Origin of the sequence: Photobacterium sp. BZF1 (assembly GCF_014349205.1) — a bacterium.
GTDB lineage: Bacteria > Pseudomonadota > Gammaproteobacteria > Enterobacterales > Vibrionaceae > Photobacterium.
Genome location: NZ_JACSOF010000056.1, coordinates 19,901 through 37,659 on the forward strand (window position 1 = coordinate 19,901; position 17,759 = coordinate 37,659).

Consider the following 17,759-nt stretch of genomic DNA (forward strand, 5'->3'; position numbering starts at 1 on the left):
TCTATGATTATTAAGGTAAATGTTCTTATCGCCCAACATGGGGGTTGATGAGTGTACTTATAAATTTAGTAAAGTATTGAGATGTAAAGCAACTTTCAAGTGATTGTGAGTTTTCCTCCTAAATCTTATGCTATCTAATAGTTATTGATAACGTCTATCATTCTTGAAAGAGATATCCATGAAAAAGCTATTATTGGGTGCAGTTTCAGCCACTTTATTTTTCCCTCAACTTTCGATGGCAGCCGAAGAGGTTAATGTTTATTCGTATCGGCAGGCTTTCTTAGTTGAGCCTTTATTTAAAGAGTTTACCGATGAAACTGGCATAAAAGTGAATGTGAAATTTGCCAGAGAAGGGTTTACAGAAATGCTCAAGCACGAAGGACGCTTGAGCCCTGCCGATATTATATTAACCACAGATGTCGGCCACCTGATTGAGTTGTCTGATGAGGGATTGGTTAAGTCAGTTAATAATGACATTGTAAATAATAATATACCGAGCCAGTACAGAGATAGCGAAGGAGAGTGGTATGCACTGACACTACGTACCCGAAATGTTCAGTCTTCAAAAGACCGTGTTGGCAGGTTACCAAGTAACTTTGATTATATGGACTTAGCCGATCCTAAATGGAAAGGGAAAGTCTGTACCCGTTCAGGCAAGCACCACTACAATATTTCGTTGGTTTCCTCAATCATTGCCCACCACGGCGAAGAAAAAGCGAAAGAATGGCTGGAAGGGTTCAAGGATAACCTTGCCCGCAAACCACAGGGTAATGATCGCGGACAGATTAAAGCGGTGAAAGAGGGCTTATGTGATATTGCCGTTAGCAACAGCTATTACTTCGGGATTATGATGGCAGATGAAAACCAGCGCAGCTGGGCAGAGTCTGTATATATTAATTTCCCTGGCCAAGAGCAAAATGGTACTCACGTCAATGTCAGCGGTATGGCTATGGCCAAGTACGCTCCGAATTCAGAGAATGCCATTAAACTGATGGAATTCTTGTCTGATAGCAAAGCTCAGGAAATGTATGCCGCTGCTAATTTCGAGTATCCAGTCAAACCTGGTGTTCAGCCAACAGAGCTAGTAGCCTCTTGGGGAGAGTTTAATGCTGATGCGCTTTCTCTTGAGAAAATATCTCAATACCGTCCAGCTGCTGTAAGGCTACTGGATGAAGTGAAGTTTGACCTGTAAAGCACAAAGGTCTAATTCCGTTGGTTTAAGATGAAAAAAACACCCTATGCTGGCATAGGGTGTTTTTGTTTTTTACTCATTGATTAAAAATCTAACTTTTCTGGATTACGTTACCAATTCTTCAACGAGATCCTGATGAGTAAAGAATGGTGACTTGGCGTTCTCGGTGAGATATGGCTCAACCATCGAAATGAGACGTAGGACACCAGAGCGGGCTAGGTCGCTTTCGGTATAATGATCGTCAAGTAGGGTTTGGTAATTCAACCAGTTCAAGCTGACAAGCAATAGGTTATCAGCCAGAAGTGGCAAGCTTTGCTCATCGCACTTTAGCTTACCCAGTTCGACGAGATGCTTCAGCATGTCATTGCACAAATGGCGTAGCTTGAGGATCAGGGTTCTGATCTTACGCTTGATTTGCGGGTTCTGGCCGTTCAGGCTATCCAAGTTTCTGAATAGGAAACGGTAATGGGTAAACAGAGCCATTACGGTGTGCATAAAGGGCCAGTAGTCATCAAAGTCCTTGACCTGGCTTGCGTACTCATTGCTGATGGTTGTCAGGGAGTTTTGCAGCTCATTAACGAGAGTCGCAATAATTTCATCTTTGCCACGGAAATGGTAGTAAAGGTTACCCGGGCTGATCCCCATCTCGGTAGCGATGATCAGCGTACTAACTTGTGCAACACCATCACGATTAAACAGCTCAAGACTAACTGACAAAATCCTATCTTTGGTTTTCATCATCTTTTCCTTGTTATTCGAGCTTCACCTTCGACATAACCATCATTAGCATATTCTGGCTATGCCGAAGGTGATGGGGGGAGCATTATTGCTCTTCGGCAACCAATTGCGGCAGCACTTCGCGCAGGAACTCGTACTCACCCTGCATCTGCTCTTTCATATCACCGCAAATGAAGGATACGAGAGTGCTTCCTACCAGTGGAATAGCTGACTTCACATCCATAGTGACATGGTTGGAAGTGGCAATCCCTGGGCGAGTGGCTGGCTCGCTGAACACCATCTGGCCTTCGATTGTGGCAGGCACGCCCAAGATTTCGATTTGCAGCTTACAGACCAATTGCTCATTCTCTTGCCAGTGCCAAGATTCTGTCTGCTTAATGGTGTTGTAGCTGCCCAGCAGGCTTTTTAGCACCGCAGGTACATTGGCTGGCATTTCGCGCTGGGTTTCCACTCGGAACCCATCTTCCGTCTCTTCAAGCGTAGCGACACGGACATTCTTGGCACCCAGTTTCTGGTACTTTTCAGTAATGAGGTCTTCTTCACTGAAATAGCGCAGTAAGGTATCAAGATCTTCTTTGTAGTCGTGGATTACTGAAACTTGCATTGCTTACATCCTTACATGTGTATTTCGCGCATGATGCTATTAATAGCTACTACATCAGCAGAAGGCTGTTTAGGCTCTGCATCTTCACCATCATGCTTGCCATGGTCTGGGTTGTAACCCGTCGCCATCAATAGCTCACCCAGTTTCGGATAGACACCATGGATGAATGCGCCAAGTAGGCCTAGTTTGGTAGCAATACGCTTCGGACGCTCAATAATAGCTTTGATGATCAAATCTGCCGCTTCTTCTGGAGTAAGTAGTGGAATACCACCTTCCGCTTCACGGTAGTGATCAGAGATCATGCGGGTTTCAACCAACGGCATGTTGATGGTTGTAAAATCAATGCCTTGGCCACCTAGCTCAGTGCTTGCTGTGCGGGTAAAGGTGTCCAGTGCTGATTTCGATGCAGCATAAGCAGAGAACAACGGCTGGTTGGTCAATACTGCAATCGACGAGATGTTGATGATATGACCTTCACCGGCTTCGATCATTTCTGGCAGGTTGCCAAGAATCATGCGCAGCGCACCGAAGTAGTTGATCTGCATGGTACGTTCGTAATCGTGCAGACGGTCCGTTGCTTTCTCTACCGAGCGGCGGATAGAGCGGCCGGCGTTGTTGATTAGGATGTCAACTTTACCGTGGTCGTGTTTGATCTGCTTGATGACTTCCTGGGAAGGCGCATCTTGGCTCAGATCACACTGGTAGATGAAGGCATGGCCACCCAAACGCTCGATTTCATTTCGTGTCTGCTGCAGTCGCTCAAGGTCACGGGCAATCAGAACTAGGCGAGCTTTGGTTTTGGCAAGCTTGATCGCAGTGGTGTAACCGATACCTGAAGAGGCACCTGTGATCACTACGACTTTATCGTTAACGCAGCCCTGCAGGGTTTTCTCAACATGCAACTCAGGGTCTAGGTTGCGCTCCCAGTAGTCCCAAATCTTGTCAGCGTAGTCGGCTAGGCGAGGACAGCAGATGTTACTGTCAGATAGCGCGTTTAGCGTATTGCTGCAATCAAACTGGGTTGGGTAGTTGAAGTAGCTCAGTGCGTCCTGCGGCATGTCCATTTCTTTACTGATAGCATCAATAAAGCGTTTTAGCGCAGGAACCTGACCCAACTGAGACCAGAAGTGGGATGGGATCATGCGGAACACGCGCATGTCCAAACGCATAGCCATACGCGGCGCGTGGCCCGCTTCGGCAAACAGGTTAATCACTTCACCTGAACGGTACGGATCAGGGTCCACGATATGGAAACACTGGTTGTCCAATTCAGGTTTGTGAGAAATATGGTCGATAGCATCGGCAACATAGTCAACCGGTACTAGGTTCAGGCGACCGCCTTCAAGGCCCAAAAGCGGAGCCCACTCAGGTAGTGCGCGGCGAAGTTTCTGGATGATTTTGAAGAAGTAGTATGGGCCGTCAACACGATCGGCTTCACCTGTCTTCGAATCACCGATGACAATACCCGGGCGGTAAGCACGCCAAGGGATAGTTGCTGTCTCTTGGACAAGTTTTTCGGCGTTATGCTTGGTAGAGAAGTAAGCATGCTCAAGGCCAGTCGCCTCGTTAAGCATATCTTCGCGGAACCAGCCACGGTATTGGCCCGCAACAGCAATTGAACTGAAATAGTGGAAACAACCAGCGTTAATGCGCTCGGCGAAACGTAGTGTATGTTCAGTGCCTTCAATATTGGCGCGCATCATATCTTCTTCGCTAGCAGTCAGATCATAGATAGCTGCTAGGTGGAAGAACTGATCAATTGTTCCTGTGAGTTTCTTGGTATCTTCAGCTGATATGCCAAGGTTTGGTTCGGTAATTGAGCCCTTGATGCAGTGGAACTTGTTCTTAGGCAGATTGTGTTTTTCTAACAGAGCTTCCAGTCTATCTTCAGAAATTTTGTCATAGGTGAGTAGGTAGATATCACCAGGACGTTTAGCCAGACGTTGTAATAACTGAGAACCGATAAATCCAGTTGCGCCGGTAATGAAATAATTCATGACCACTCCTTACGCGGTATTTATTTTTACATTCAATTGCAGAGTAATTTACTGGTCAGATGACCGACTTCAGTGTGCATCTGGTGGCACAAATCCTCAAAGCAAATCCTAGAAAAATGTGGCCTAGATCAATATTCAGCAAGGGAATTTTACGTTTTAGAGTAATTGCTCACGTTTTTTGTTTTTGGGTTTCATTTGTCACATCCGACCAGTGATAAATATCGAATATATGACAGGTATTAAGTATTAATAAATGTATATAAGTGAAAGATTTACCTTCGTTGATTTTATTGATTGGTTTATCTGTAAAAAGGTTAGGTAGCAGTATGAATGCTAAGTAAGGAAGGCGTTCTGCAGCAGTAGATAAGGCTAAATGCAATTATGCTTGCAAAGCTGCCCGATTTTTATGGCTGCCTGTCATATTGATAGCTTTTCCTTGGGGGGAAATAACGAATAGAATTTTATTTTGATGGCAATTGATAAGGATGAAAAAAGGGAGCGTCAATAGCCCCCTTGATGTATAGGTATGAATGGTTACTTGCCACTCCAAACCTGTTGACCGCTCCGGCTAAAATTATAACCGCCAAGCTGATCACCTTTGCCTTGGATCGCGTTATCGCTCAAGGCGTGAAGTAGCTTCTGCTGGAGATCTCTGAAATAGATATTTTTTGGGATAACAAGCTCAAAGGCTTCAGTACACAGAGGAATAAATCCGAGACCAAATTCTCCGGCGGTACTTTGGCTGGCACAACCCACATCGGCTTCACCCCTTGCAATGCTTGATGCGAGTTCTCTTTCACTATTACAGGTTCCTATGCTCGTTAACATCTCAATCGTGAAGGCGTGAGTGTGTAACCATTCAGAGAGTGCCCGCATGCTACCGGCTCCTTCCTGACGCATCGCCCAGCGCCAACGAGAAGACAACATTTCCTGAGGCTGGATGGAGCGGTTATTTACACAGTCAGCGATTTCTTGAGAAACCACTAACCCTTGCTGGCGTTCGAAGGCATGGATAAGCACCCAATTACGATGACCGCTATATTGTTGGAGTAAGGCGGGATGGCGCAGGGCGGCTTCTTCGGCATGCCCCCAATGAATACAACACATATCAACATGGCCTTTGCTCATCATAGACAGACCTTGTCGGGTTCCGGTCGAGGTGTATCCGATAAGTGCAGTACTGCCGAGTTTGTTCGCCATGTCACCCACAATCATCTGCAGCAGTGGATCGTCAGACCCTGCTATTAATAGACGGTCATTCAAAACCCCATTGTGGCATGATTCGAGCAGCCATTTGTCTAGCAGCGCTTTGGGAAATAACCATTTACCGGTTACTTTGGTGGCGGGCAGCAAACCATCATTGGCAAGGGCGTAGACTTTCTTTTCGTTTAAATCGAGATATTCGGCCACTTGCTTGGCATTCATGAATTCGGGATAGCTACTTTCCATTACTTGTTACCACCATGCTGGTGGTTTGTGTGTAGCTGATCAGTTTCACCTTTATGCATTGGCTTGTGTGCATCTTCAACAGGCAGGCTTTCGGTATCACCTTTGACATCGAGAATAAGATTTTCCATACCGTTATATACTTGGAAGCGGTGCCCCTTGGCGCGCGCAATCATGGTAATCCCCAATTTTTGGGCAAGCTCGTAGCCCATCTGCGTTGCCCCTGAGCGAGAGAGCAAAACAGGGATCCCCATCTGGGCGACTTTAATGACCATCTCAGAAGTTAAGCGGCCGGTAGTATAGAAAATCTTGTCGGCACCTTGCTCACCTTTGAGCCACATTTCACCAGCGAGCGTATCGACAGCATTGTGACGGCCCACATCTTCGACAAATGACAAAATCTCAGTGTCTTTACACACGGCACAACCGTGAACGGCACCTGCCGCTTTGTAGGTTTCGTTATGGTGGGTTAGCGACTCAAGCAAGCCATAGAGTTTAGATTGGGGAATACTCGGCTTAGGTAGCTGGATACCTTCCAGCTTTTTCATTACGTTGCCAAACATGGTCCCTTGGCCACAACCTGATGTAACGGTTTTTTTTCCTAGTTTCTTTTCTAGCCCATCGGTGTTTTCACGGGTAATAACGGCGGCTGAGTTAGTTTCCCAGTCTATTATCAACGATTCGATAGCATCAATGTCTTCTATAAAACCTTGGTTTTTGAGGTAGCCAAGTACAAGGGCGGAAGGGCGTTCACCCAATGTCATTAAGGTGACAACCTCGATCCAGTTAAGATAGACGGTAAGGGGATGTTCGCAGGCAATTTCTTTTTCCATCATATCGCCATACTCATCCATTACCTGGACAGTCATCGTCTGGTTAACTGATGAATTTGTTTTAATTATTTTTGGCAATTGGCTCATCAAAATATCCTGCTGTTGATGGTTGTTGTTCGGCATCTAAAGAAGATCTACCCGTTGGATGTGTTCATGTATACGCAACACTTTCTGGAACGTCTACTTTTAAAACATAGATTAAGTCGTTGTCAGATGTATTAGCAAACATCATTCCAACTTATTTGTTTCTGGAAATGTCATCTATTTGGAAGTGCTTTTTTAAAGTTGGTCTGATCCTTGCTTTATTGGGTTATCAATTAGATAAGCCCGAACCGAAAAGCTAAGGAGTGAGTGTGCCTGAACAATATAAAAATGAGTCATTGTGGCCGATAGCGTTTCGTCTGGTATCAGAAGAAAAGCAAGTTGGTCGTTGGACAACACTTTCTTGGTCAATTGAAGACGTTTGCTTATACGGCGATGATGAAAAAGCGTCGCTAGCTACCAAAGATGATGGCTATGTCATGCCTTTGGAGTTACATCGCCATGAGCGTTCAGACTATCGCTTTAACCTCAGTTCCCGTGATCCTCATTTATTCCTTGTGTGTGAGGAAGAGAACGAGCAGCTATCTCCACTATTGATTACGGCAGCCCAGGGGCTGGCAAGTAGTTATATGGATGGTGATTATCAGGTTCTTCATATCAAAGCACCTTTGCAGATTCAGGCTTGGATGGAGGCTTTTATCGGCCGTCACGGCGAACAAATAGAATATCGCCGCAAACGTTGTAAAAACAAAGAGCAAAAAGGGCGTTCTAGTGGCAACTAACTTCTTCCAGCGTTGGTCCCAACGCAAAATAAAGGCTAAGGATGAAGCCGAAGAGCAATTAGAACAAGGTGTTACAGATCATGTTCTTACCGAGCATGAAGCGTCTGATGAGAATCTTAAAAACGATGAACCCATTGCATCCGAACCGGAAATCTCAGAGCGCAACGAGGTTGAAGAGTTTGCGGGAAAAGATATTGGCTCTGAGCCTCAAGACACAGCTCCTGAATTAACCCTTGCTGATGCAGCAAAAGTTACGTTTGATTCCGGTGTCACAACTTTTATGAAGCAAGGGGTTGAAAAGTCAGTGAAAAAAGCAGCCCTACGTAAGCTTTTTCACTCAGATGAATTCAACTACATCAGTGACATGGATGATCACACGGAAGATTTTTCCAACGTACCCGTGCTTGATACCAAAGTGACTCAGCAACTTCGCCAATGGGTGAATGAGGTTGCGGAGACTGCGGAGAAAGCACTTAATGCTGGTACAGAAACGGGGGATCAGGCTCATACTTCGGATACGGGCTCTTTGGAAGCTAACACCTCAGAGGCAAACATCGTAGAGGTAAGCCCTGAACAGCTTGATTCAGAATCGTCAGGTACATCAGAGACTGATTCAAAAGACCCGGTAGATGTTGAAACCGGTCTTGCACTCACTATCCCTACTGAAGTAGCGAGTGAAGAAAAGCCATTTTCTGATGGCAAGTTAGTGAAAAGATCTTAGTAAGAACTAACGTCAACAAACGAAATGGGACAAAAAGGGAAAAATACCCTTAGAAACGATCGGGACATTTTGGCGCATGAGTCAGCAAAGGGTGGGACAAATTGTCGCTAACTGGCTTGGTCAAACTGTCCTAAAGAGATTTTGGCTCCCTATAAGTCATTTTATTCCGTGAAAAGTTGGATCGGTTATTGCTCTATTAAAGAGTGTGAAGCGAAGAGATTAGAAAAACCTTTTCTAAACAATACGTTTCAATCGCCACTGACTAACGGTGACGAGTAGACAGGAATAATAATGTTAAATAGTACACTAAAAGCACTCTCCGCTACCAAAGAGCAAAATGGTGAAGCGAGACTGACTGCCATCAATGGTACTGTCGAGCTATCTAATTTGATCCCGCCAACGGTTTCTTATGAAAGCCGCGGGAATGTTTTGCTGGTGGGTGAAGAAGACGTTATCACGGCACTTGAGGCACAGTTTACTTCGCTAAATTCGGTAACCCTACTTGCCACAGCGAAGGCTGAATCTAAAGATAAAGCCAATAACAGTGTTAAGCGTAACAATCTTTATTTTGCATCTAAGGCAACGGTAAAAGGTTACCTTGGGGCATTTGAAGTGTCTTGTGATGTTGAAAGCATGTTGACGACGGTCAATCTGGCAAAAGTGGCTATTGGCCGTGATTGCTTTGATTTGATTGTGGATATGACTGATACAGGCTTAACAGAGGTTGAGATTGCTGCTCCAGGTTATTACGCCGTTGGGGCAGGCAAAGCGAAACTGGCCAATGTCATCGAAGATCTGCCTGAGATGATTGGGACATTTGATAAGCCTAAATACTTTCGGTTGAATCCTGATCTTTGCGCGCATTCTTCTCGTGGTGTGACTGGATGTGAGCGCTGTGTTGATGCTTGTCCTGCTGGTGCATTGTCCAGCACGGGCGATCATATTGAAATCAATCCATACCTTTGCCAAGGAGTGGGTACGTGTGCAACAGCTTGTCCGACAGAAGCAATTTCATATGCGCTACCTGATCCGGCAAATACTCAGCATTTCGTTTATCGGTTACTAGAAAACTATCGAAAAGCAGGCGGCGAAAAACCAACGTTGCTTTTCTATGGTAACCGTGATGAAGAAAACGTAAATACGATCATCGCTGATCTTCCTGAGTCTGTTATTCCTGTTGCATTGGAAGAACTGGCGACAGTTGGCATTGATACTTGGTTCAGTGCATTGGCCTATGGTGCACATCAAGTGCTCTTGGCAACAAAGACCTCTTATATTCCTGACACTATCGATCGTGTACTGCGTGATGAATTAGCAACGGCTCAGTCATTTTTGGCTGAAATGGGCTATGACATTGAACGTATCGCTTTATTTGATTTTTCAGAGGCAAAAGCATTCTCTGGTTTTGACTCTGCACTATTGAATGTTGCTACTCCATTGGAAGGCGATAAACGCGAAAAATTGTTTACGGTGCTTGATGCCCTTTATGAGAATGCGGCAGTAAAACCAGAACGTTCTGCGGTCATTGAAAATGCCCCTTATGGCTCGGTTGAATGCAAGTCGGAAGATTGCACTTTGTGTATGGGATGTGTGTCGATATGTCCGACCCGTGCACTTCATGCTATTGGCGATCGTCCAGGTCTTTTGTTCGTTGAACAAGATTGCGTGCAATGTGGCATGTGTGAAAAAGCGTGTCCTGAAAAAGTGATTTCCCTTAACCCTGGTGTGATTTGGAATGCTCAGGCTCGTCAGGAAGCACAAGTTCTTCACGAAGAAGAAGCGGCTTGCTGTACCAGTTGCGGTAAACCATTTGCGCCCGCATCTATGGTGAAAATGTTGACTGAGAAGTTACAAAATCACTCGCAGTTTCAGGGAGAAGCCATCCGCCGTTTGAATATGTGCGAGGACTGCCGTGTTCGCGATATTTTCTCGACGATCGTCGATGATCCTGAAAGTCAGCTAAAAGTGTAGGGAATACAAATGGAATCAGTACTTCAAACTCAATTAGAAGACAGTGCATTGCGCGTTGAAATTTATGGCTTGTTGGCACATTTGTTTCGCAAAGCACCGGATCAAACTGTTTTGGATTGGCTTTCTGCGCTTGATGTTGAAGCGAATCAAAATGCTTCTTCATCTAACACAATGGCTGCTTCATGGCCTGTTGTTAAATTGGCGGCACAGACTTCAACCGTTTTAGCTGTTGAAGAGGAATATCAAGATCTTTTCATTGGTATTGGTCGTGGCGAGATCGTTCCGTTTGGATCTTGGTATCTAACCGGTTCATTGATGGAAATGCCTCTTGCTCACCTCCGTCGTGATCTCATGCAATTGGGCTTTGCCCGTGAAGAGAATGTCAAAGAGCCGGAAGACCATATCGCTGCTTTATTGGAAGTGATGGCAATGCTGGTGGAAGGGGGTGATAAGCACTTACAGCAAGTTTTCTTCAATCGCCATATCGCAACTTGGTTCGAGCGACTATTCACTGATCTCAAAGCAGCCAATAGTGCCGTGTTTTACAGCGCAGTTGCCGAGTTAGCTTTGCAGTTCCTGCTGGTGGAAAAAACACGATTGGTAGAGGTGAACTAGACTTTACCTAATTTTCATTTTTGTGACGACGTAACCGCTACCTAGCTATGTAATGAGAGTGCTCAGAGAATAGCTGGAAGATGTCTTTTAAGTCGTTATTTATTTTACGAAAAACTTAGCAAAAGAATTGATTTTCGAAACGAGTAGATCGGATTCGAAAACACGATAAGGAGCAAGCTTTTATGAGTGAGCAGAACAAATCTATTCATAAAGAGAGCAGTCACAAAGAGACCAGTCAAAGCCGACGCCAGCTACTGAAAAATATTGGTCTGAGTGTGGCAGCTGGTGCAGTGGTTGCCGGTACAACAACTGCAGTTCAGGCGAAGATTGAAAAGCCTGAAGGCAATAAAGACGACAATACTACTGGCTATCGCGAAACCCAGCATATTCGCGATTACTACGAAACCTTGTAAGGCGGAGCAATAAATGAAACTGACTAAACGTTCCGATAACGTAAGCAAGGACGAAAACCAGCTAGGTATTTCGCGTCGTTCCTTTATCCGTAACTCTTCACTGGCTGCTGCTGGTGGTATGGCTGGTGCAAGTTTGTTTGCGCCGGGCATGATGAAAAAAGCCGAGGCAAAGGAAGTCGATCCTAAAGCGCCGGTAGAAGTGAAACGTACGATTTGCTCCCACTGTTCTGTTGGCTGTGGTATCTATGCCGAAGTACAGGAAGGGGTCTGGACTGGCCAAGAGCCAGCTTTTGATCACCCATTCAACGCCGGTGGCCACTGTGCGAAAGGTGCCGCACTTCGCGAGCATGGACATGGTGAACGCCGTATCAAATACCCAATGAAGTTGGTTGACGGCAAGTGGAAGAAGCTGAGCTGGGAGCAGGCGTTGGATGAAGTCAGCCAGCAAGTCAAGAAAATCCGCGAAGAGTCGGGCCCAGATTCCGTTTACTGGTTGGGTTCGGCAAAGCACAACAACGAACAAGCTTACTTGTTCCGTAAGATGGTCTCGCTATGGGGTTCGAACAACGTTGACCACCAGGCACGTATCTGTCACTCCACAACCGTTGCCGGCGTAGCGAATACCTGGGGTTACGGGGCGATGACCAACTCGCTCAATGACATGCACAACTGTAAGTCGATCCTGTTTATCGGCTCAAACCCTGCAGAAGCACACCCAGTTGCAATGCAGCACATCCTGATCGCCAAAGAGCGCAACAGCTGTAAGATTGTGGTAGCGGACCCTCGTCGCACCCGTACTGCAGCGAAATCTGATCACTATGTTTCTTTGCGTCCGGGCTCTGATGTTGCCTTCATCTGGGGTGTGCTATACCACATTTTCAAAAATGGCTGGGAAGACAAAGAATTCATTCGCCAGCGTGTTTGGGGGATGGATGAAGTACAAGCAGAGGTGGCCAAATGGACCCCGGCTGAAGTAGAGCGCGTGAGTGGCGTGCCTGAAGCCGATGTATACCGTACCGCCAAGATGCTCTCTGAGAACCGCCCAGGCTGTGTAGTTTGGTGTATGGGTGGTACCCAGCACACCACAGGTAATAACAATACCCGAGCTTACTGCATCCTTGAGCTTGCCCTCGGCAATATGGGTAAATCAGGCGGTGGTGCCAACATTTTCCGTGGTCACGATAACGTGCAGGGCGCGACAGACTTCGGCGTATTGTCTGATAACCTTCCGGGTTACTACGGTCTTTCTGAAGGTGCTTGGAAGCACTGGGCGAAAGTGTGGGATGTCGACTACGAGTGGCTGAAGGGCCGTTTCGACCAAAACGAATACAGCGGCAAGAAACCGATGAACAATGCCGGTATTCCTGTGTCCCGTTGGATTGATGGCGTGTTGGAAGACAAAGCCAACATTGAGCAGAACGACAACATCCGCGCCATGTTCTACTGGGGCCATGCGGTGAACTCGCAGACCCGTGGTACTGAAATGCGTAAGGCAATGGAAAAACTGGATATGATGGTCATTGTCGACCCGTACCCAGGTGTCGCTGCGGTAATGAACAACCGCAAAGACAACGTCTATCTGCTGCCAGCAACCACCCAGTTCGAAACTACGGGGTCTGTAACCGCAACCAACCGTTCGGTGCAGTGGCGAGATCAGATCATTGAGCCGCTATTCGAATCAAAACCTGACCATGAAATTATGTACCTGCTTTCTCAGAAGCTGGGTCTTTCTGAGCAATTGTTCAAGCACATCCGTGTCGAAAACAACCAGCCTGTGATTGAAGACATCACCCGCGAGTACAACAAGGGTATGTGGACTATCGGTTATACCGGCCAGAGTCCTGAGCGTCTGAAAGAGCACCAGCAGAACTGGCACACATTCCACAAGACGTCCTTGGAAGCCGAAGGCGGCCCTGCAAACGGTGAAACTTACGGTTTGCCTTGGCCTTGTTGGGGGACTCCTGAGTTGAAACACCCGGGTACCCATATTCTTTACGATACGTCGAAAACTGTTGCCCAAGGTGGTGGTAACTTCCGTGCCCGTTTTGGTGTAGAACGTAACGGTGAAAGCCTTCTTGCAGATGACAGCTTCTCTCTTGGCTGTGAGCTTGAAGATGGTTACCCAGAATTTACCGACAAGATGCTTAAGCAACTTGGTTGGTGGGATGACCTGACAGCAGAAGAGCAGGCGCAAGCTGAAGGTAAAAACTGGAAGACTGACCTTTCTGGCGGTATTCAGCGCGTTGCCATCAAGCACGGCTGTATCCCATTTGGTAACGCTAAAGCGCGAGCTGTGGTTTGGACATTCCCAGATGCAGTTCCGTTGCACCGTGAACCGCTGTACACGCCTCGACGTGACCTTGTAACAGATTACCCAACGTGGAATGACAGTGAAGCCATGTTCCGTCTGCCAACGTTGTACAAATCGATCCAAGACAAAGACGTGTCTGGCGAATACCCAATCGTATTGACCTCCGGTCGATTGGTTGAGTATGAGGGCGGTGGTGATGAAACCCGTTCTAACCCCTGGCTGGCAGAATTGCAGCAAGAGATGTTTGTAGAGGTGAACCCCAAAGATGCCAACGATATTGGCTTCAAAGACGGTGAGATGGTGTGGGTAGAGGGCGCTGAAAAGGGCCGTATCCATGTTAAGGCCATGGTCACGCCTCGTGTGAAACCAGGAATGGCATTTATTCCGTTCCACTTCGGCGGTAAGTTCCAGGGTGAAGATCTACGTGGTCGATACCCAGAAGGCTGTGCCCCGTTTGTTTCGGGCGAAGCCGCCAACACGGCAACGACTTATGGTTATGACCCTGTTACCCAGATGCAGGAAACCAAAGTCACCCTCTGTAAAATCTCTAAAGCGTAAGGAGTCATTCTGATGGCACGTATGAAATTTCTTTGTGACTCTAAACGTTGTATTGAGTGCAACGGTTGTGTGACAGCTTGTAAAAACGAAAACGATGATGCGCTTGAGTGGGGTATTCAACGCCGTCGCGTCGTGACCCTGAACGATGGTCTACCGAATGAAAACTCAATCTCGGTAGCCTGCATGCATTGTAGTGACGCGCCATGTATGGCGGTGTGTCCGGCGGATTGTTTTGTTCAAACAGAAGATGGCATCGTTCTGCACGATAAAGATCTCTGCATCGGTTGTGGTTATTGTTTGTTTGCCTGCCCATTCGGTGCTCCGCAGTTCCCACAGCAAACCGCTTTTGCCGAACGTGGCAAGATGGATAAATGTACTTTCTGTGCAGGTGGTCCGAATGTCGAAACAGGCTCGGTAGAAGAAAAACAGAAATATGGTGCTAACCGTATTGCTGAGGGCAAACTGCCGATGTGTGCTTCTCTTTGTTCAACTAAGGCACTGCTGGCTGGTGATGCAGCGAAAATCTCTGATATCTATCGTGAGCGTGTTGTTGCTCGTGGCGCAAAGGAAGCGGGTTGGGCGAGTACCGATGACCTTGCATACGATGCAGCCAAGGTGCGTAAGGCTTAAATAAGGCCAGCAAACGACAATGAGGCAACCTCAATGTTGGGGGTTGCCTCAAGGTAAGAGATTTAAACATAACTGTTGAACAAACAGTCGGGAGTAATATGACTAAGCGAATTCAACACTGGTTCTTCTTGTTATCGACCGCTTTGGTTTTGATGTTTTCATTATCGGCGGCAGCAAGTAACGAAACCAGTGCTAACTCTGAATCTGAACGCTTGGGCGAGTCTGTTGTAAGGCATGAAGTCATTGGCTTTGCCGGTGCTGACTATTGGCGAGCCGTCAAAGATGGTCAAGAAGGCTATACCACTTCGCAATCACCAGAGCACGGTGTGCTAATCAGTGTCCCAGGGCAGACTTGGTTCATTATGAAAGAGAAGTGGATGTCACCGCTGGGCGCACTGGCCATTTTCGGTAGTCTGGTCATGGTTGCGTTGGCGTATGTGGTTGTTGGCCCTCTAAAGCTTAGCAAGCCAAAAACGGGCCGTAAGATCAAGCGCTGGAGCCGGTTCGATAGGGCATTGCACTGGAGTTTGGCATTTACCTTCTTGACCCTGGCTTTCAGTGGTTTGACCTTGGTTTACGGTAAGTACTTTATCAAGCCTATCGTACCGACAGAGCTTTGGGGCTGGGTAATTTATGCTGCCAAGCAGTACCATAACTATATCGGCCCTCTGTTTGCTATTTTCTTGGTGGCAGTACTGATTAAGTGGTGGCGTAAAAGTATTTTCAATAAAGTCGACATGCAGTGGTTCATGAAAATGGGCGGCATGGTCGGTAAGCATAAGGGTAGTCACCCATCAGCTGGGTTCTCAAATGGTGGTGAGAAAGCTATCTTTTGGCTGTTGATATTCTTTGGTGCTTTCATTGTTGTCAGTGGTTTTATTCTCGACTTCCCACTATTCGGTCAGACACGTCGTGATATGGAGTTATCGCATCTAGTGCACATGCTATCTGCATTGGTGCTGATCTGCGGTTTCATCTTCCACATCTATATTGGTTTGTTTGGTATGGAAGCGGGCCTTGATGGCATGATCACCGGTGAGGTGGATGAGACATGGGCTAAAGAGCACCACGACTTGTGGTACGAAGAAGTCAAAGACTTGCCTGAGAATCAGCCTGGTTATGATGAGAAAGTAGAAGTCGATAAGAAGGGCAACGCCGCACAGGATAACGCCTAATATTCAACTCTAATTGTAAAACCGGTAGCGAACACTACCGGTTTTTTTATGCCTTAAAATTCAGTATGATAATGTCAATGCAGGCGACATTGTTCCCACCTTATCGCGATGATACCAACCGCTGTGAATGTCGGTACTAATAACAATCAATCGAGCTATTGCAAATTAGGCTTACCTTTCTAATGCACTATAACTTACTATTTGTTATCCATAATTAGACTAATGTCGTAGACGTTTTACTTATAACCACATGAAAACAATGGTATAAAGCTATATAGAGTATTGAAGAAAGGACACGGCCATGCTTTTCCCATATCGAAATATTGTTGTATTAACCGGCGCAGGTATTTCTGCGGAGTCAGGCATACGTACGTTCCGTGACCAAGACGGGTTATGGGAAAATCACCGCATTGAAGACGTGGCAACGCCTGAAGGGTATTATCGAGATCCAGCTCTGGTGCAAAATTTCTATAACCAGCGCCGCCAGCAGTTAGAAAGTGGGACGGTATTTCCTAATGACGCCCATAAAGCACTGGCTAGGCTTGAGCAAGAGCTGGATGGTAAGGTCACCATAGTGACTCAGAACATTGATAACCTGCATGAAGCCGCTGGTAGCAAGAATGTAATTCATATGCACGGCGAGCTGCTGAAGGCCCAATGTAGTGAAACAGGTCAATCAATAGAGTGGAGTGGGGATATCTCGCTTGATGATCATTGCCATTGCTGCCAGATGCCTGCACCTATGCGTCCAAATGTCGTTTGGTTTGGCGAAATGCCGATAGGTATGGACCGTATTCACGACGCTTTGCTTGAAGCAGACCTGTTTATTTCAATTGGTACCTCAGGCGCGGTTTACCCAGCTGCGGGTTTTGTTCATGAAGCGGCGATGCACGGTGCCCATACTATCGAGCTTAATTTAGAGCCAAGTGAGGTTGAAAGTGAATTCGCTGAGAAACGTTATGGTCCGGCGTCTATGCTAGTCCCTAACTTTGTTGATGAAATCCTTGGTTAGAAGAAAGTATTTTCTCAAATAGGGCGCTTTATGCGCCCTTTTTATACTCAAACGAAAACCGATAGTAATATCAACTCACCAGTTACAAGTCTTTCGTAAAGGTGCTAATGCATTTGATAAGCCTGTAGTATCAAAAATTGCTGTTACAGGACTCTCATTATATGGGGTAATTTGAGCGACTAGTTTATTCGCCTCTTCCATACTCTTTAGGAAGGAAATTGGCTTTTTATGAAATGTTGCTTGACTATCTGTAGATAGATACCATTTTGATGTTACCGCTTTGTTGGAACCAATACGCGTAAGTACCGACGCTTCACTACCTAAGTAATCATTCCAGCCAATATACACATCAGTTTTATTACTTTGACAACGAGCAACAAAATAGATTTTGTCTTTCCATCTGCTTTTTCCGGATGAGGCATCCAACACTAAGGTAACGGTTTTGGAATCGTCTATAGGGTTAACAGTTTCAGATACATTCCAATGTCCTGTTTCCGTCAATTTTGCACCCACATTTTGTGGTTTATCTAATTTATATTGTTTTGCTAAGGAGTCAAAACAATCTAGTCGTGCTAACTCACCCTCAACCACAGCACAAGAAGCAATTTCTTTATCCATTCCTGCAGATAATACACTTGTAGATAGGAGCGCAAATGCACCCAGTAATACTTCTTTTATCATTACAGTTTCTCGATTATTTAACTATGATAAGATGACAA

At 46.1% G+C, this 17,759-nt stretch carries 16 protein-coding genes; 10 read left to right on the plus strand and 6 right to left on the minus strand.

Features of this window, described 5'->3' with window-relative positions:
- Nucleotides 1–178: 178 nt before the first annotated feature.
- Nucleotides 179–1,192 carry an extracellular solute-binding protein gene (locus BIZ37_RS14095; RefSeq protein WP_187462048.1) on the plus strand — a complete coding sequence of 338 codons (1,014 nt, stop codon included), beginning with the start codon at nucleotides 179–181 and terminating at the stop codon, nucleotides 1,190–1,192.
- A gap of 105 nt (nucleotides 1,193–1,297) precedes the next feature.
- On the opposite strand, the gene BIZ37_RS14100 is transcribed toward BIZ37_RS14095, so the two are convergent.
- The 5 genes from BIZ37_RS14100 to fdhD form a co-directional block, all read right to left on the minus strand.
- A complete protein-coding gene (locus BIZ37_RS14100) occupies nucleotides 1,298–1,933 on the minus strand; it encodes a TetR/AcrR family transcriptional regulator (protein WP_255526764.1) in 636 nt (211 codons plus the stop codon).
- An 82-nt stretch (nucleotides 1,934–2,015) separates the two neighbouring features.
- Complete coding sequence (locus BIZ37_RS14105) at nucleotides 2,016–2,534, minus strand: DUF2505 domain-containing protein (protein WP_107298106.1); 519 nt, start codon at nucleotides 2,532–2,534, stop codon at nucleotides 2,016–2,018.
- 11 nt (nucleotides 2,535–2,545) lie between these two features.
- Nucleotides 2,546–4,531, minus strand: coding sequence for an SDR family oxidoreductase (locus BIZ37_RS14110; RefSeq protein WP_187462049.1), 1,986 nt, complete (start codon nucleotides 4,529–4,531; stop codon nucleotides 2,546–2,548).
- A gap of 534 nt (nucleotides 4,532–5,065) precedes the next feature.
- Nucleotides 5,066–5,980, minus strand: coding sequence for a helix-turn-helix transcriptional regulator (locus BIZ37_RS14115; protein WP_187462050.1), 915 nt, complete (start codon nucleotides 5,978–5,980; stop codon nucleotides 5,066–5,068).
- A complete protein-coding gene (gene fdhD, locus BIZ37_RS14120; protein WP_255526765.1) occupies nucleotides 5,980–6,897 on the minus strand; it encodes a formate dehydrogenase accessory sulfurtransferase FdhD in 918 nt (305 codons plus the stop codon). The genes BIZ37_RS14115 and fdhD overlap by 1 nt, the downstream gene beginning before the upstream one ends.
- 266 nt (nucleotides 6,898–7,163) lie before the next feature.
- Between fdhD and BIZ37_RS14125 the strand changes: the two genes are divergently transcribed.
- The 9 genes from BIZ37_RS14125 (at nucleotide 7,164) to cobB (ending at nucleotide 17,040) form a co-directional block, all read left to right on the plus strand.
- Nucleotides 7,164–7,634 carry a DUF3305 domain-containing protein gene (locus tag BIZ37_RS14125; RefSeq protein ID WP_107298109.1) on the plus strand — a complete coding sequence of 157 codons (471 nt, stop codon included), beginning with the start codon at nucleotides 7,164–7,166 and terminating at the stop codon, nucleotides 7,632–7,634.
- Nucleotides 7,624–8,355, plus strand: a complete 732-nt coding sequence (locus BIZ37_RS14130) for a DUF3306 domain-containing protein (RefSeq protein ID WP_187462051.1) — start codon at nucleotides 7,624–7,626, stop codon at nucleotides 8,353–8,355. Before BIZ37_RS14125 ends, BIZ37_RS14130 begins: the two co-directional genes overlap by 11 nt.
- 291 nt (nucleotides 8,356–8,646) lie before the next feature.
- Nucleotides 8,647–10,326: a 4Fe-4S binding protein gene (locus BIZ37_RS14135; protein ID WP_187462052.1), complete on the plus strand. Its 1,680-nt coding sequence runs from the start codon at nucleotides 8,647–8,649 to the stop codon at nucleotides 10,324–10,326.
- 9 nt (nucleotides 10,327–10,335) lie between these two features.
- Nucleotides 10,336–10,941 (plus strand): molecular chaperone, encoded by a 606-nt coding sequence (locus tag BIZ37_RS14140; RefSeq protein ID WP_187462053.1) that lies wholly within the window; start codon nucleotides 10,336–10,338, stop codon nucleotides 10,939–10,941.
- Between the two features lie 182 nt (nucleotides 10,942–11,123).
- Nucleotides 11,124–11,354 carry a twin-arginine translocation signal domain-containing protein gene (locus BIZ37_RS14145; protein ID WP_187462054.1) on the plus strand — a complete coding sequence of 77 codons (231 nt, stop codon included), beginning with the start codon at nucleotides 11,124–11,126 and terminating at the stop codon, nucleotides 11,352–11,354.
- Nucleotides 11,355–11,367: 13 nt separating this feature from the next.
- A complete protein-coding gene (locus BIZ37_RS14150; protein ID WP_187462055.1) occupies nucleotides 11,368–14,223 on the plus strand; it encodes a formate dehydrogenase subunit alpha in 2,856 nt (951 codons plus the stop codon).
- A 12-nt stretch (nucleotides 14,224–14,235) separates the two neighbouring features.
- Entirely contained in the window at nucleotides 14,236–14,853 is a 618-nt protein-coding gene (gene fdh3B, locus BIZ37_RS14155; protein ID WP_187462056.1) for a formate dehydrogenase FDH3 subunit beta, read from the plus strand.
- A gap of 98 nt (nucleotides 14,854–14,951) precedes the next feature.
- On the plus strand, nucleotides 14,952–16,028 hold the full coding sequence (locus BIZ37_RS14160; protein ID WP_187462057.1) for a formate dehydrogenase subunit gamma: 1,077 nt from the start codon (nucleotides 14,952–14,954) through the stop codon (nucleotides 16,026–16,028).
- A 301-nt stretch (nucleotides 16,029–16,329) separates the two neighbouring features.
- Nucleotides 16,330–17,040 carry a Sir2 family NAD+-dependent deacetylase gene (cobB, locus tag BIZ37_RS14165; RefSeq protein WP_187462058.1) on the plus strand — a complete coding sequence of 237 codons (711 nt, stop codon included), beginning with the start codon at nucleotides 16,330–16,332 and terminating at the stop codon, nucleotides 17,038–17,040.
- Nucleotides 17,041–17,115: 75 nt separating this feature from the next.
- On the opposite strand, the gene BIZ37_RS14170 is transcribed toward cobB, so the two are convergent.
- Nucleotides 17,116–17,721 carry a type VI secretion system-associated protein TagO gene (locus BIZ37_RS14170; RefSeq protein WP_187462059.1) on the minus strand — a complete coding sequence of 202 codons (606 nt, stop codon included), beginning with the start codon at nucleotides 17,719–17,721 and terminating at the stop codon, nucleotides 17,116–17,118.
- Nucleotides 17,722–17,759: the final 38 nt, after the last annotated feature.